Below are 13,044 nucleotides of genomic sequence, written 5' to 3'. Positions count from 1 at the left end.
AAGATGCCGATGATCCCGCCCGAGGACTGCCGGAGCATGGCGGAGCTGCGCGCCCAGATCGACGCGCTGGACGGCGATCTGGTGGCGCTGCTGGCCGAACGCGCGCGCTATATCGACCGGGCGGCGGAACTGAAACCGGCCGAGGGGCTGCCCGCGCGGATCGGCCCGCGGATCGACGAGGTGATCGCCAGGGTCCGGGCGCGGGCCGAAGCGGAGGGGCTTGACCCCGAACTTGTGGAACGGCTCTGGCGCGAGCTGATCGAATGGTCGATTGCGCGCGAGGAGGTGGCGATGGGACAGGGGGAGACGAAGGCATGAGTGCGGAAATCATCGACGGCAAGGCATTCGCCGCCACGATCCGCGGCAAGGTGACCGAGCATGTGGCGCGGCTGCATTCCGAACACGGGCTGACGCCGGGGCTGGCGGTGGTGCTGGTGGGCGAGGATCCGGCCAGCCAGGTCTATGTGCGCAACAAGGGCCAGCAGACCGAAGAGTCCGGCATGGCCTCGTTCGAGCATCGCCTGCCTGCCGAGACCTCCGAGGCCGATTTGCTGGCGCTGATCGCCCGGCTGAATGCCGCGCCCGCGGTGCATGGCATCCTGGTGCAATTGCCGCTGCCCGATCATATCGACTCGGCCAAGGTGCTGGACGCGATTGATCCGGCCAAGGATGTCGATGGCTTCCACATCTCGAATGTCGGGCTGCTGGCGACAGGGCAGAAGGCGCTGGTGCCCTGCACGCCGCTGGGCTGTCTCATGCTGTTGCGCGACCGGCATGGCTCGCTTGCGGGGATGGATGCTGTGGTCGTGGGCCGGTCGAACATCGTGGGCAAGCCGATGGCGCAGCTTCTGCTGCGCGACAGTGCGACCGTGACCATCGCCCATTCCCGCACCGGTGACCTGGCCGGGGTGTGCCGCCGCGCCGATATCCTGGTGGCCGCCGTGGGCCGGCCGGAGATGATCCCGGGCGACTGGATCAAGCCCGGCGCCACGGTGATCGACGTGGGCATCAACCGCATTCCCGCCCCCGAGAAGGGCGAGGGCAAGTCGCGGCTGGTGGGGGATGTGCATTTCGACAGCGCCGTGCAGGTCGCGGGCGCGATCACGCCGGTGCCGGGTGGCGTGGGGCCGATGACCATCGCCTGCCTGCTGGCCAACACCCTGACCGCGTTTTGCCGGGCGCATGGTCTGGCCGAGCCCGAGGGGCTGACCGCCTGAGCGCGGTCAGGCGCTGACCGGCACCATCGTCCCCAGCAGCGTCGCCACATGGCGGCGCGCGCCGTCCGCCTCGGCATGGACATCGGCGCGCGCCACCATCAGCCGCCGCCCCGCGCGCACCACTTCGCCCCGGGCGATCAGCCGCGCGCCCATGGCGGGGGCCAGCAGGTGGATCGTCATTTCGCTGGTCACGACTTCCTGCCCCGGCGCCATCAGGCTCAGCGCTGCATAGCCAGCCGCGCTGTCGCCCAGCGAAAAGGTCAGCCCGGCATGGGCCATGCCCTGCTGCTGGCCGAATTCGGGCCGGATCGGCGCGGCGATCTCGACCAGACCGGGGGCGAGCGAGACGATCTCTGCCCCGATTGTCCGCATCATGGCCTGCCGGGAAAAGCTGTCCCTGACGGCCCGATCATAGGCGGGATTGCGGGGGGTGTGGGTCATGCGCAGGGCCTCGTTGACGGGGTCGGAGTGAGGCTAGCCCGGCCCCCCGGCGCTGTGCAACTGCGGGCCGTGGCAGGGCTTGCGCGTGCAGCCCTTGCGCGGCATTCTGGAGCCCGTCTAACGAATTGGCGTCTTTGCGTTTACCGCAATTCATTGGTCTGGTTAAGGTTATCCGGTTTCTGATGTCGCAAGAATTTGGTCGTGTCCTGTTTCATCCCTCGACCCTGTTGCTCTGGATCGGGCTGTCGCTCCTGCTGGCGCTGGGCGGCCCGTTCGGCACCTATGCGGCGTCCCTGTCGCAGCGCCTGGCCCTCTGGCCGCTTCTGGCGGGGGCAGGACTGGCCGGCGGGGCGGCGTTGCGTGTGGTCCTGCGCCATCGTCTGCCCGGGCTGGGCGCTTGGCAGCGTGCCCTGGTCAAGGCGGGCGTGCTGACAGCGGTTCTTGCAGTGCCGGTGTTCCGGATGGCCGAGGGTCTGGGTCCCGAGGTGATCGAGCGGGACGCTCTGAAAGGTGTCGCCGAGGCCGCGCTGGGCGTTTTCGGGCTGTCGCTGGGGCTGAGCGCGCTGCATATCGCGCTGGCGCGGCGCAGGGAGGCGAGGGAGGCGGCGACGGCGGGCGCGGACTGCCCCTTGCTGCGGCGTCTGCCTGCGGAGCGGCGCGGGGCGGTGATCCGGCTGAGTTCGTCGGACCATTACGTTCAGGTCGTGACCGAGCGTGGCACGACACAGATCCTTATCCGTTTCGCCGACGCCATCGCGGAACTGCGCGCGGTCGAGGGGCTGCGCGTGCATCGTTCGCACTGGGTCGCGCTGGATGCGGTGACCGGGACGCGGCGGGCGGAGGGGCGGCTGTTCCTGACGCTGTCGGATGGGACCGAATTGCCGGTCAGCCGCCGTCACCGCGCAGAGGTCGAGGCGTTGGGCCTTGCGCCGGGCGCATCGGAAGGGGAACCGCCCGAGCCCCGGTAAGGATGGCGATGGCCTCCTGTCCCATCAGCGCGTCCAGCACCGGGGCATCTGTCGCCAGCCCCCCGGTATAGGCGCCGAAGGCGGGCAGGATCACGCGGGCCGCATCGGCCAGGAAACAGGGCCGCGCGATGCGTCGCCCGCCGAGGGAAAGCCGTGCCTTGGGGTGGTAATGGCCCGAGATCTCGGCGGTTTCGCCGGGCTGCGCGATGTGGCGGAAGGTCAGCGGGCCTTCGCGCCATTCGGCCAGATGGGTTCCGGGCAGGGTGACCGGGCCGGGATCGTGATTGCCCGCGATCCAGACCCAGCGCCGCCCCGCCATCAGCCGCAAAAGGCGGTCCTCGGCGCCGGGGGGCAGGGCGCGGGCGGCCGCATCGTCGTCGAAACTGTCGCCGAGGCAGACGATTGTCCGGGGGGCGCAGCGCGCGATCTCGGCCTCCAGCCGGGTCAGGGTCTCGGCGGTGTCATAGGGCGGCAGCAGCGCGCCGCCGCGCCGCGCCAGCCGCTCGGCCTTGCCCAGATGCAGGTCCGCCACCGCCAGCACCCCCGCCTCGGCCCAGTAAAGCGCGCCCGTGGGCAGGGCGGAAAGCGGGGCGCCGGAGAGGGTGAAGGCATGGGCGGTCATGGCCCGTCATCCCGCGAAAGCGCGCGCGCCGCAAGGGTTCAGGCAAGCCCGGCCTCGGCCATCAGCCGTTCCGCCGCGGCGTCGATCAGGCGCTGTTCCGCCGCGCCCTGAACCGGGATGCGCCCGGCTTCCAGGAACAGCGGCGCGGCCAGCGGGGTGACGCGGGGGCGGCGCACATGGTCGATCCGGCCCCTGACGCGTGCCAGCATCGCCTCGATCCGGCCGAAATCGACCAGCCCCTTCATCGCCTCTTCGCGGGTGATCTCCAGCAGCAGGTGGCCGGGGTCGTATTTCATCAGCGTGTCATACAGGATGTCCGAGGAGAACGTCGCCTGCCGTCCGGTCTTGCGGCGTCCGGGCAGGTTGCGCTCGATCAGGCCCGCGATGACCGCCGATGTTCGAAACGTGCGCTTCATCACCGCGTTTCCCGCCAGCCATTCGTCGAATGCGGTGCGCAGCCCGTTCGAATCCATCAAGTCCTGCGGGGCCGTGACCTCGTCCAGCCCCCAGATCAGCGTGGCGTAATCGGTCGAGACGAAACCCAGCGGCGCCAGTTCCGCCGCCTCCATGCGTTGCGTCACCAGAAGGCCCAGCGTCTGCTGCGCGTTCCGGCCCGCGAAACCGTAGATGCACAGATGCTGCCGCCCCTCATGCGGGAAGGTCTCGACCAGCAGCCGGTCGCGTTCGGGTAGGCGCGAGACATCGCGTTGCATCGCCAGCCATTCGGCGGTGTGGGCGGGCAGGTCGGGCCAGTCGGGCGCGCGGAACATGGTCAGGATGCGGTCCGACAGGCGCGTGGAGGTGGCGAACTTGGTGCCCGCAAAGACCGCGATCTTCGGCTCGCGCCCGGGGCTGCGGCTGACCTCGACCACCATCTCGCGCAGGCCCTCGTAGCGGACGACCTGCCCGCCGATCAGAAAGCTGTCGCCCGGGGTCAGCGTGGCGGCAAAGGCTTCCTCGATCTCGCCCAGCGCCGCGCCGCCGCGCGCGGGCTTGAGGCGCACCTTCAGCTTTTCCTCCTCGACAATGGTGCCAAGGTTCATCCGGATCGCCTGCGCGGCGCGCGGGTCGCGCAGCGCCCAGCGCCCGTCGGGCTGGCGTTTCAGCCGCTGCCAGCGGTCATAGGCGCGCAGCGCATAGCCCCCCGTCGCCGCGAAATCGAGGCAGGCATCGAAGCGCGCGCGCGTCAGACCGGCATAGGGACCGGCGGTGGTGATCTCGGCGAACAGGGCATCGGCCTCGAACGGCCCGGCGGCGGCGGTGGCCAGGATATGCTGGCAGAGCACGTCGCCGGGGCCGGGGCCGCGCGCTTCGCCATCCAGATCGTTCTCGCGCACCGCCTGGAGGGCTGCGACACATTCCACCACCTCGAAGCGGTTCGCGGGCACCAGCAGCGCCTTGGATGGTGCGTTGTAGCGGTGGTTCGCCCGCCCGATCCGCTGGACCAGCCGCTTGACGTTCTTTGGCGCACCGACCTGGATCACCAGATCGACATCGCCCCAGTCGATGCCCAGATCCAGCGAGCCGGTGCAGACCACCGCGCGCAACGCGCCCGCCGCCATCGCCTGTTCCACCTTTTCGCGCGCCTCGCGCGACAGGCTGCCATGGTGGATCGCGACGGGCAGGGCGTCCTCGTTCGCCAGCCAGAGGTCGCGAAAGAACAGTTCCGCCTGCGCGCGGGTGTTGTGAAAGATCAGCGTCGTGCGGTGGCGCGCGATCTGGTCCAGCACCGCCGGGATCGCATAGCGTCCGCCGCCACCCGCCCAGGGCGGGGCCGCGCCGGTGTCGAGCATCGCGATATCGGGGGCGGGGCCGGGATCGGCGGTCAGGATCTCGCAGGGGTCGGGGTGGCGGGCAAGGAAGCGTGCCAGAGCGGGCGGATCCTCGACGGTGGCCGACAGCCCGACGCGGCGCAGCCCGGGGCAGAGCGAGGACAGCCGCGAGAGCCCCAGCATCAACTGATCGCCGCGCTTGGATTCCGCCAGCGCGTGGATCTCGTCCACGATCACGCGCTTCAGCCCCGCGAAAATGCGCGGCGCATCCTCGTAGGACAGAAGCAGCGCCAGGCTTTCGGGCGTGGTCAGCAGGATATGCGGCGGGTCGGCGCGCTGGCGGCGGCGCTGGGTCCGGGTCGTGTCGCCGGTGCGATCCTCGATGCGGATGGGCAGGCCCATCTCCTCGACGGGGCGGCGCAGGTTGCGCCCGATATCCGCGGTCAGCGCCTTGAGGGGCGAGATGTAAAGCGTGTGCAGCCCCGGCACCGGATCTTTGGCAATCTCGGCCAGCGTCGGCAGGAACCCGGCCAGCGTCTTGCCGCCCCCTGTCGGCGCGATCAGCAACAGCGCGGGCGCCCCGGCGCGGTCCAGCATCGCGCGCTGGTGGGGGTGGATGGTCCAGCCGCGCGCGGCAAACCAGCCTTCGAAGGTCTCGGGCATAAGCATCAGCCGGATCTAGCGCAAGGCGGGGCCGATTTCATGCCGCATTCGCGATGTCTAGGTCTCGATCCAGATCGTCACCGGCCCGTCATTGACCAGCGCCACCTTCATGTCCGCCCCGAACCGCCCCTTGGCCACCGGCACGCCCTGCGCGGCCAGCGCGCGGGCGAAATGCTCGTAAAGCCCTTCGCCCTGCTCGGGCGGGGCGGCGGCGGAAAAGCCGGGGCGGTTCCCGCGCGAGGTGTCGGCGGCCAGCGTGAACTGGCTGATGACCAGCGCCGCGCCGCCGGTGTCCAGAACCGACAGGTTCATCTTGCCGTCCGCGTCGCGGAAGATACGCATGCGGGCGATCCGTGCGGCCAGACGGTCGGCCTCGGCCTCGGTATCGGCGGCCATGGCGCAGACCAGGATCATCAGCCCCGGGCCGATCTGGCCCAGCACCTCGCCTTCGACGCGCACCGCCGCTTCGCTGACCCGCTGGACAAGCGCCCTCATGCCAGTTCCTCGCGCCAGGGCGGGTTCGCGCCCGCGCGGCTGACCGTGACCGCCGCGGCCCGGCTGGCCAGATCCAGCGCGCCGACAAGGGCGGCATGCGACAGGCAGCCAAGCCCCGGTTTCGACAGATGCCCCCCGGCCCTGAGTGCTGCCAGAAGCCCCGCGTTGAACGTGTCGCCCGCGCCGACGGTATCAACCGGCTCGACCGGGCGGGCGGGAATTTCGGCCTCGGCCGTGCGGGCAAAGGCGCGGGCGCCATCGGCTCCCAGCGTCAGGACCACCAATTTCGGGCCGCGTTCCAGAAGACCGCGGGCCAGTTCCGCCGCATCGCCCGGCCCGAGAAGCCAAACCAGATCGTCAAGCGACAGCTTGACGATATCGGCCGCCGCGATCATCGCCGCAAGACGGGCGCGCAGGGCGGCTTCGTCGGCGGCGAAACCGGGGCGGATATTGGGGTCGAGCATCGTCACCCGCGCCCCCGCCTCGCGCAGCATCAGCGCCTGATAGGCCGCGCCGCACGGCTCGACCGCCAGCGAGATGCCGCCGAAGAACAGCGCCTCGATCCGGTCGGGCAGGGTGGGCAGATCGGCAGTGGTCAGCATCCGCCCGGCGCTGTTCTCGTCGTAGAAGGCATAGCTGGCCTGCCCGTCGTCCAGCGCCACGAAGGCCAGCGTCGTCGGCCGGGCCGAGCGGATCGCGAAGCCCGCATCGACACCCGATGCGATCAGCGCCCGGTCCAGCATCCGGCCGAACAGATCCCCCGACAGCCCCGAGAAGAACCCGGTCGGTGCGCCCAGCCGGCCCAGCGCGATCGCGGTGTTGAAGACCGACCCGCCCGGATGCGGCACGAAGGCCGGTTCGCCCGCCCCGGTCCGGCCGGGCAGCATGTCGATCAGGGCCTCGCCCGCACAAAGGATCATGGCGCATCTCCTTCCCCTGCCTCAGCCATACCCGGCCCCTTGGCCCGGCGCAAACCCGCCGCGCGGCGTCGCGCCTTGACGGCCGTCAACGACAGGCGGGCGGGGGCGGGGAATCCTGCGGCCATTGCAGCATTCCACAAGGCAGGAGGTCGAGATGGTCGAGAAATCGCACAGCGCGGGCTTCTGGCCCTCGCTTTACGAACCCTTCCGCGGGCTTGGCGCGCGGATGGCCGACTGGTTCGCGCCCGCATCCGAGGCATCGGTCGGCGAGGACGGCTACAGCATCCGGATGGAACTGCCGGGGGTCGAGGAAAAGGACGTCAAGGTATCGCTGGCCGATGGCGTCGTCACCGTGCGCGGCGAAAAGCAGTCGAGCCGCGAGGAAAAGGGCGAGACCTGGTATTTCAGCGAACGCGAATATGGGTCATTCTCGCGCAGCTTCCGGCTGCCGCCCGATGCCGATGCAGGCGCGGTCAAGGCCGACCTGAAGGATGGCGTGCTGACGGTCGTTGTCGGCAGGAAAGCGGCAAGCGCCGCGCCCGCGGGCACCGAGATCCCGATCGGTCGGGGCTGACGCGTCCGAAAATGGTGGGCGGTCAGCGGATCGGCGTGTAATCCTCGGCAAAGGCAAAGCGGCGCTGGTCGGGTTGCCAGACGAGGCCCTTGACCTTCTTGCCTCGGATGAAACGCCGGTCCATCCCGCGCGTCCGCGCCGGCCGTGAGACCGAGCGGATGGTGATCGCGAACCGGTCGCCGAACCCGTCGACCAGCACCCAGCCCGGCGCGGTGCGCGCGTTTTCGGGGCCGATATGGCGGTGGCCATGGACGAAATTGGCCGGTCCCATGTCGGCGGCACAGATGCTGACCTCGTAGAGGCGGGCGATGAAGCGGTTCAGCCCCTCCAGATCATCTGCGGTGAAGCTGCGGGCGAGCACGCGTTCGCGCAGGTTCTGCGCGGTGTTGCCCTGGGCATCGGTGATCCGCTCGGTCACGCAGCCAAAGCCCAGATTGGTCTTCACGAACCCGTAAAGATGCGAGATCGGCAGGTCGAAACCGGTGTCGAAAAGCCGTTCCATGATCAGGCGGCGGTATTCGTCGTATTGTTTCGCGGTCGAACGGTAGCGTGCAGCCGGAAACAGCCGTTGCGACAGATGTCCGAAATTCCAGCGGTCGAACATCTCCGTCCCGCGCGGCTTGATCACCTTGATCAGCCGAAAGGGATGGTCCGGGGGTGCTGGAACACCCAGCGTTCGCCACCCTCGGCGATGGCCTTGGATGGGTCGAGCCGGATCATGTCGGACGGGGTGTCGGCAGCCCGCTCAGCCGTCTGCGGCAGCCGGACGAGGTTCATCGCCAGGCCCCCCGGCCCGCTCTGGCTGTCTGTTCTGGTTGGGCCATCTGTCACAATTCCGTGCGTAAAACGTCACGAAAATGTTGCACGGCCTGCGGGGCTTGTCCACCGGCAAGCGGTGCTGCCTGCCCTAGTGCCAGTCGACCATGCCCACGGCCCCCTGATCGAGCGCCACCAGATAGCCCACCGCCCCCGCAAGGATCAGCCCCAGCAGGACGGCAAGGGCGATCTTCCAGACCGACCAGGGCCGTTCACCCTGCACCCGCCCCGTGCGCCCGTTGACGACAAAGCGATAGCTCTTGCCGCGATAGCGATAGGCCGCCAGCCAGACCGGCAGCAGGATATGCTTGAAGGTGACGTCCGAAACCTCGGTCTCCAGCCGGTCGATGCGTTGCTGGTCGCCGCCGATGTCGCGCATCACGTCGCGCCGGATCTGGCCGTCCATGATCGCGCGCGCCGTGGCAAAGCCCTGGTCCAGACCGACGGTATAGCCCTCGGCGCCGAACCCCGCGAGATAGTCGGGCCGGTAGGGTTCCAGTTGCGCAAGGTCCCAGGGTTGCAGCCCGTCGGTATGCCGCCGCGGCAGGCTGGTCGAGCCCAGCACCAGCACATCGTCGAAATCCCGCGCCAACCGGCCCGAAACCGGGCTCCAGCGGATCGTCTGCACCCGCTCGGCCTGGCGCTGGCCGTTGCGTGTGACCATCCGCGTCTCGTAATGGATCGTGCCGCGCACGCCGGAATAGCGTGACCTCGTCCGGGCGTCATAGGTCCAGAAGGGGACATAGATGCCCTGCATCGGCCGGCCCCGGCGGGCGAATTCGGTCAGTCCCGAGGGTGCGAACCACAGCCGCCCCAGCCAGTCGGTCATCGCCTTGTGCGCCTCGCGTTCGCTGAGTGCGAAGGGCAGCACGGCCTGCGGCTTGATCCGGCGCTGACGGCCTGTATCGGTGACGACGGGGGTCGCGCAGAACGGACAGGAAGCGGCATGGGTCTGGTCGTCCAGTTCGACCTCGGCGCCGCAATTGGGGCATTTCAGCCGCCGCACCTCTTCCATCTCGGCGGGGGGCAGGGCGGCGGCCAGCGCGGCGCGATAGTCCAGCTCGTGCAGGTGCCGCGCGTCCGGTCCCGCCCCGGCGATCGGTTCGGCATGGCCGCAATGGGCGCACACCAATTGCCGCGCGCCCGGATCGTAGCGCAGGTTCGCGCCGCATTGGTCGCAGGGGAAGCGGTGGTCATGCGGCGCGGGCGGGGGCGCGGTGTCGGGCATCGGGCGCAGGCGGCGCGATCAGGCGTCAGGCGGGGGCGGAGGAGGCGCGACGGTGAAAAGCTGGGCAAGCTCCGTCACCTCCTCGGCGAGTTTCCAGCCGTCCTGGCCCGGGGTCCAGACGAAACTCTCGCGCCGGAGCGTTCCGGCCATCGCCATCCGTCCCAGATCGGCCTTGGAGAATGGCCCCGTCGTCGCGCCCTTCTCGGCGATGTGCCAGACATGTTCGACCGGGGGGGGCGGCGGGGCGGTGCCGGGCATCGGCCCCCATGGCCCCTGCTGCGCTATCTGTGCGCCCATCGCCATGCCCATCCCGGCGCCGAGCCCCGCCGCCATGCCGCCGCCCGCCTGGCCTTGCGCCGATGTCATCGCCTCGGCCGCCGAATACTGGGTGAACCGGCCCAGATCGCCCGCGATCCCCATAGAGGTCCGCTTGTCCAGCGCCTTTTCCACCTCGGGCGGCAGGCTGATATTCTCGATGTAGAATTCGGGCATGCTCAGCCCGTAAGCCTCCAGCGTCTTCGAGACTTCGGTCGCGATCAGTCGGCCCAGATCGTCGGTATTCGCCGCCATGTCCAGCACCGGGATGCCGGACCGCGCGATCACCCGGGAAAATTCCTGCACGATGATGTTGCGGATCTGGAAGGCGATCTCGTCTCGGGTGAACTCGCCATCGGTGCCCACGATCTCGACCATGAAGCGGGCGGGGTCGCTGACCCGGATCGCGCAGGTCCCGAAGGCGCGCAGCCTGAGCGGCCCGAATTCCGGATCGCGCAGGATCACCGGGTTCTTGGTGCCCCATTTCAGGCCGGGAAAGCGGGTGGTGGCGACGAAATAGATCTCGGACTTGAAGGGCGAGCGGAAGCCGTGATCCCAGTGCTGAAGCGTGGTCAGCACCGGCATGTTGTTGGTTTCCAGCATGTAGAGCCCGGGCGTGAACACATCGGCCAACTGCCCCTCATGGACGAAGACGGCGGCCTGCCCCTCGCGCACGGTCAGCTTGGCGCCATACTTTATCGCATGGCCCTGCCGCTCGAACCGCCAGACCATGGTATCGCGGGTATCGTCCACCCAGTGGATGACGTCGATGAACTCGCCGGACAGGAAGTCGAAGATGCGCATGGGTCTGGTCCTTCGGGTCGGGTTGCCCCGAGTATACGCGCGACGCCCCGCTCAGGTCACGCACAAGCGCGATCCCGCCGTTCAGCTTTCGCCGCCCATCAGGTCCGTTGCGATGGTCTCGACGATGGGGCGGGCCTCGGCTTCGCGCATGCCGGGGCGCAGGCGGCGGTCGTAGAGGATGCGCAGCAGCAGCTCGTCATGCGGTGTGAGCAGCGCGAATTCCTCGTCGTCGTTGAAGATCGAGGGCCGTGCGGCGGGGCTGTCATTGGCCAGCCCCAGCCCCTGGGCCAGTTCCTCGTGGATGCAGGACCGGCGCAGGCGGTCGGGATGTTCGCCCCGGATCACCGCGACGGCGCGGGAATAGACGCTCGACTCGCCGCGCGAGAACGCCAGCACCAGGCAGAAGGTCGAGCGCGGCATGCCCTCGATCGTGCGGATGGCGGTGGCGTCGATGCCGGGCACCATCGCGCGCAGGCGGGGTCCGATGGCGCGGCGTTCGTCCTCGTTCAGGATCAGGACGTGGAAATTCGCCTGCTCCGGTTCGACCCGCCGTATCGCCAGCCCGGTCAGCGCGGACAGCCGCCGGGCATAGGCGTCGATCTCGGCGCGGTCCTTTGTGCGCTGCGCCTCGGGCACCGTTTCGCCGAAGACCAGACCCAGCCCGATCGGCTGTTCCCAGCGGCGCAGGCGGCTGGGGGTTTCGCGTGGCACGAGCGCGCCCGCGCGCGCGACATATTCGTCGTAAAGCGCGATGCGCACGAAATTCTCGACCACCGCCCGGCGCGAGAAGGGCGCGTCGGGGGCTGTCGCGTCGGTGCGCAGCAGCCCGCGTGACAGAAGGTCGGCCTCGACCCGGGCGAAATGCTGGGCGATCGCCTCGCTTTCGGGCGAGGGCGCGGGGCGCACCAGATCGGGCCGCGGCACGGGGCGGGGGCTGGTTGCCGGGGGCACGACCTGACAGCCGGCCAGCGCCCCCAGGACGACAGCATGGACCAGAAGGGGGCGGAGGCGCAGCTTCACCGAGGTTTCAGACCCCCGGAACGGCGCCCGCGGCCTGAGCCCGGGATTTCGCGGCCGCCAGCGTGTCGCGCAGTTCGGCCTCCATCTTCTTGAGGTCTTCCTCGGCCTTCGCGCGGCGGGTCTTGCCCTCGTCGGCGATCTGAAGGCTTTCCTCGATGGTGGCGACCAGCGTGGCATTGGCCTTCTTGACCGCCTCGATGTCGAACACGCCGCGCTCCATCTCCTCGCGCACGATCTTGTTGGCCTCGCGCAGGTTCTCGGCATTGGCCGTCAGCAGGTCATTGGTCAGGTCGGAGGCCGCGCGCACCGCCTCGGCCGCCTCGCGCGAGCGCTGGATCGTCACCGCCTGGGCAAGCTGGGTTTCCCAAAGCGGCACGGTATTGACCAGCGTCGAGTTGATCTTGGTGACCAGCGACTTGTCGTTCTCCTGCACCAGCCGGATCGAGGGCAGCGACTGCATCGTGACCTGGCGGGTCAGCTTGAGGTCATGCACGCGCCGTTCCAGGTCGTCGCGCGCGGCGCGCAGGTCGCGCAATTCCTGCGCGCGGATCACCTGGTCGTTCTCGGGCGCGGCGCTGACCGCGGCCTCGCGCGCGGGGATGTCGCGGCTGTCCAGATCGGCCAGCTTGGCCTCCCCGGCCGCGATGTAGAGCGCCAGCTCGTCATAGAAGCCCAGCGTCTTTTCATAAAGCTTGTCCAGCGACTTGATGTCCTTGAGCAGCCGGTGTTCGTGGGTCAGCAGATCGTCGGTGATCTTGTCGATCTGGCCCTGCACGGTCTCGAACTGCGCCATGAAATTCGCGATGGGCCGGGCGCGGCGGGTCAGCTTCTCCCACCAGCTGCGCTTGCGCCCGGCATCCAGTTCGGTGACCGAAAAGCCGCGGATCGTGGTCACGATCTCGCGCAGGCTGTCGCCCGCGGGCCCTGCATCCTTGTTGCGCACATCGGCCAGCATCGCCTGGCTGATCTGCTGCAATTCGGCCTGGGCCGAGGCGCCGAAGGCGATGATCGAGCCGCTGTCGGCCATGTCGATCTCGGCCATGCGGGTGCGGATGCCCAGCGCCTGCTTGTCGTCGGCGGCCCCCAGCGGCACCACTTCGGCGGCAGGCGCGGGCAGGATCACGGCGCTGAGTTGCTCGACCTCGGAAAGGGCGGCCTGGGCCTTCTGTCTCACGGTCTCGGACATGAT

15 protein-coding genes are annotated in these 13,044 nt (G+C 69.2%); 4 read left to right on the top strand and 11 right to left on the bottom strand.

Features of this window, described 5'->3' with window-relative positions:
- Positions 1-9 precede the first annotated feature (9 nt).
- On the top strand, positions 10-318 hold the full coding sequence (locus EV216_RS09615) for a chorismate mutase (protein ID WP_132694967.1): 309 nt from the start codon (positions 10-12) through the stop codon (positions 316-318).
- Positions 315-1,217 (top strand): bifunctional methylenetetrahydrofolate dehydrogenase/methenyltetrahydrofolate cyclohydrolase FolD, encoded by a 903-nt coding sequence (folD, locus tag EV216_RS09610; RefSeq protein WP_132694965.1) that lies wholly within the window; start codon positions 315-317, stop codon positions 1,215-1,217. Before EV216_RS09615 ends, folD begins: the two co-directional genes overlap by 4 nt.
- Before the next feature lie 6 nt (positions 1,218-1,223).
- Here folD and EV216_RS09605 read toward each other — a convergent pair whose 3' ends face one another.
- Positions 1,224-1,658, bottom strand: a complete 435-nt coding sequence (locus EV216_RS09605; RefSeq protein ID WP_132694963.1) for a PaaI family thioesterase — start codon at positions 1,656-1,658, stop codon at positions 1,224-1,226.
- A gap of 182 nt (positions 1,659-1,840) precedes the next feature.
- Between EV216_RS09605 and EV216_RS09600 the strand changes: the two genes are divergently transcribed.
- Positions 1,841-2,626: a LytTR family DNA-binding domain-containing protein gene (locus EV216_RS09600; RefSeq protein ID WP_132694962.1), complete on the top strand. Its 786-nt coding sequence runs from the start codon at positions 1,841-1,843 to the stop codon at positions 2,624-2,626.
- On the opposite strand, the gene pdeM is transcribed toward EV216_RS09600, so the two are convergent.
- From pdeM to EV216_RS09580, 4 genes are read right to left on the bottom strand one after another with little or no spacing between them, the layout of a single operon-like run.
- Positions 2,544-3,248, bottom strand: coding sequence for a ligase-associated DNA damage response endonuclease PdeM (gene pdeM, locus EV216_RS09595; protein WP_132694961.1), 705 nt, complete (start codon positions 3,246-3,248; stop codon positions 2,544-2,546). The genes EV216_RS09600 and pdeM overlap by 83 nt on opposite strands.
- 38 nt (positions 3,249-3,286) lie before the next feature.
- Positions 3,287-5,689: a ligase-associated DNA damage response DEXH box helicase gene (locus tag EV216_RS09590; RefSeq protein ID WP_132694959.1), complete on the bottom strand. Its 2,403-nt coding sequence runs from the start codon at positions 5,687-5,689 to the stop codon at positions 3,287-3,289.
- Between the two features lie 51 nt (positions 5,690-5,740).
- A complete protein-coding gene (gene dtd / locus EV216_RS09585) occupies positions 5,741-6,178 on the bottom strand; it encodes a D-aminoacyl-tRNA deacylase (protein ID WP_132694957.1) in 438 nt (145 codons plus the stop codon).
- Positions 6,175-7,098: a carbohydrate kinase family protein gene (locus EV216_RS09580; RefSeq protein WP_132694956.1), complete on the bottom strand. Its 924-nt coding sequence runs from the start codon at positions 7,096-7,098 to the stop codon at positions 6,175-6,177. The genes dtd and EV216_RS09580 overlap by 4 nt, the downstream gene beginning before the upstream one ends.
- Before the next feature lie 154 nt (positions 7,099-7,252).
- Here EV216_RS09580 and EV216_RS09575 point away from each other — a divergent pair, with 154 nt between their 5' ends.
- On the top strand, positions 7,253-7,672 hold the full coding sequence (locus EV216_RS09575) for an Hsp20/alpha crystallin family protein (protein ID WP_132694954.1): 420 nt from the start codon (positions 7,253-7,255) through the stop codon (positions 7,670-7,672).
- Between the two features lie 22 nt (positions 7,673-7,694).
- Here EV216_RS09575 and EV216_RS09570 read toward each other — a convergent pair whose 3' ends face one another.
- The 6 genes from EV216_RS09570 to EV216_RS09550 form a co-directional block, all read right to left on the bottom strand.
- A complete protein-coding gene (locus EV216_RS09570; protein WP_243642034.1) occupies positions 7,695-8,276 on the bottom strand; it encodes a YrbL family protein in 582 nt (193 codons plus the stop codon).
- Between the two features lie 29 nt (positions 8,277-8,305).
- A complete protein-coding gene (locus EV216_RS18260; RefSeq protein ID WP_165899212.1) occupies positions 8,306-8,449 on the bottom strand; it encodes a hypothetical protein in 144 nt (47 codons plus the stop codon).
- A gap of 130 nt (positions 8,450-8,579) precedes the next feature.
- Entirely contained in the window at positions 8,580-9,716 is a 1,137-nt protein-coding gene (locus EV216_RS09565) for a primosomal protein N' (replication factor Y) - superfamily II helicase (RefSeq protein ID WP_132694951.1), read from the bottom strand.
- An 18-nt stretch (positions 9,717-9,734) separates the two neighbouring features.
- Positions 9,735-10,835 (bottom strand): SPFH domain-containing protein, encoded by a 1,101-nt coding sequence (locus EV216_RS09560; RefSeq protein ID WP_132694950.1) that lies wholly within the window; start codon positions 10,833-10,835, stop codon positions 9,735-9,737.
- A gap of 81 nt (positions 10,836-10,916) precedes the next feature.
- Complete coding sequence (locus EV216_RS09555) at positions 10,917-11,855, bottom strand: DUF2927 domain-containing protein (protein WP_132694948.1); 939 nt, start codon at positions 11,853-11,855, stop codon at positions 10,917-10,919.
- 7 nt (positions 11,856-11,862) lie between these two features.
- Positions 11,863-13,041 carry a toxic anion resistance protein gene (locus tag EV216_RS09550; RefSeq protein WP_132694946.1) on the bottom strand — a complete coding sequence of 393 codons (1,179 nt, stop codon included), beginning with the start codon at positions 13,039-13,041 and terminating at the stop codon, positions 11,863-11,865.
- Positions 13,042-13,044: the final 3 nt, after the last annotated feature.

This window comes from Rhodovulum steppense (assembly GCF_004339675.1).
GTDB classification, from domain to species: Bacteria; Pseudomonadota; Alphaproteobacteria; order Rhodobacterales; family Rhodobacteraceae; genus Rhodovulum; species Rhodovulum steppense.
The sequence above is the reverse complement of the archived record's forward strand: the minus strand, read 5'-3'. Positions and strand labels throughout refer to the sequence as shown.

What these genes read in the sequence shown, in the direction of transcription:
- EV216_RS09615 (WP_132694967.1), top strand. Translation starts at nt 10, where the DNA reads ATGATCCCGCCCGAGGACTGCCGGAGCATGGCGGAGCTGCGCGCCCAG.
- folD (WP_132694965.1), top strand. Translation starts at nt 315, where the DNA reads ATGAGTGCGGAAATCATCGACGGCAAGGCATTCGCCGCCACGATCCGC.
- EV216_RS09605 (WP_132694963.1), bottom strand. Translation starts at nt 1,658, where the DNA reads ATGACCCACACCCCCCGCAATCCCGCCTATGATCGGGCCGTCAGGGAC.
- EV216_RS09600 (WP_132694962.1), top strand. Translation starts at nt 1,841, where the DNA reads ATGTCGCAAGAATTTGGTCGTGTCCTGTTTCATCCCTCGACCCTGTTG.
- pdeM (WP_132694961.1), bottom strand. Translation starts at nt 3,248, where the DNA reads ATGACCGCCCATGCCTTCACCCTCTCCGGCGCCCCGCTTTCCGCCCTG.
- EV216_RS09590 (WP_132694959.1), bottom strand. Translation starts at nt 5,689, where the DNA reads ATGCTTATGCCCGAGACCTTCGAAGGCTGGTTTGCCGCGCGCGGCTGG.
- dtd (WP_132694957.1), bottom strand. Translation starts at nt 6,178, where the DNA reads ATGAGGGCGCTTGTCCAGCGGGTCAGCGAAGCGGCGGTGCGCGTCGAA.
- EV216_RS09580 (WP_132694956.1), bottom strand. Translation starts at nt 7,098, where the DNA reads ATGATCCTTTGTGCGGGCGAGGCCCTGATCGACATGCTGCCCGGCCGG.
- EV216_RS09575 (WP_132694954.1), top strand. Translation starts at nt 7,253, where the DNA reads ATGGTCGAGAAATCGCACAGCGCGGGCTTCTGGCCCTCGCTTTACGAA.
- EV216_RS09570 (WP_243642034.1), bottom strand. Translation starts at nt 8,276, where the DNA reads ATGTTCGACCGCTGGAATTTCGGACATCTGTCGCAACGGCTGTTTCCG.
- EV216_RS18260 (WP_165899212.1), bottom strand. Translation starts at nt 8,449, where the DNA reads ATGAACCTCGTCCGGCTGCCGCAGACGGCTGAGCGGGCTGCCGACACC.
- EV216_RS09565 (WP_132694951.1), bottom strand. Translation starts at nt 9,716, where the DNA reads ATGCCCGACACCGCGCCCCCGCCCGCGCCGCATGACCACCGCTTCCCC.
- EV216_RS09560 (WP_132694950.1), bottom strand. Translation starts at nt 10,835, where the DNA reads ATGCGCATCTTCGACTTCCTGTCCGGCGAGTTCATCGACGTCATCCAC.
- EV216_RS09550 (WP_132694946.1), bottom strand. Translation starts at nt 13,041, where the DNA reads ATGTCCGAGACCGTGAGACAGAAGGCCCAGGCCGCCCTTTCCGAGGTC.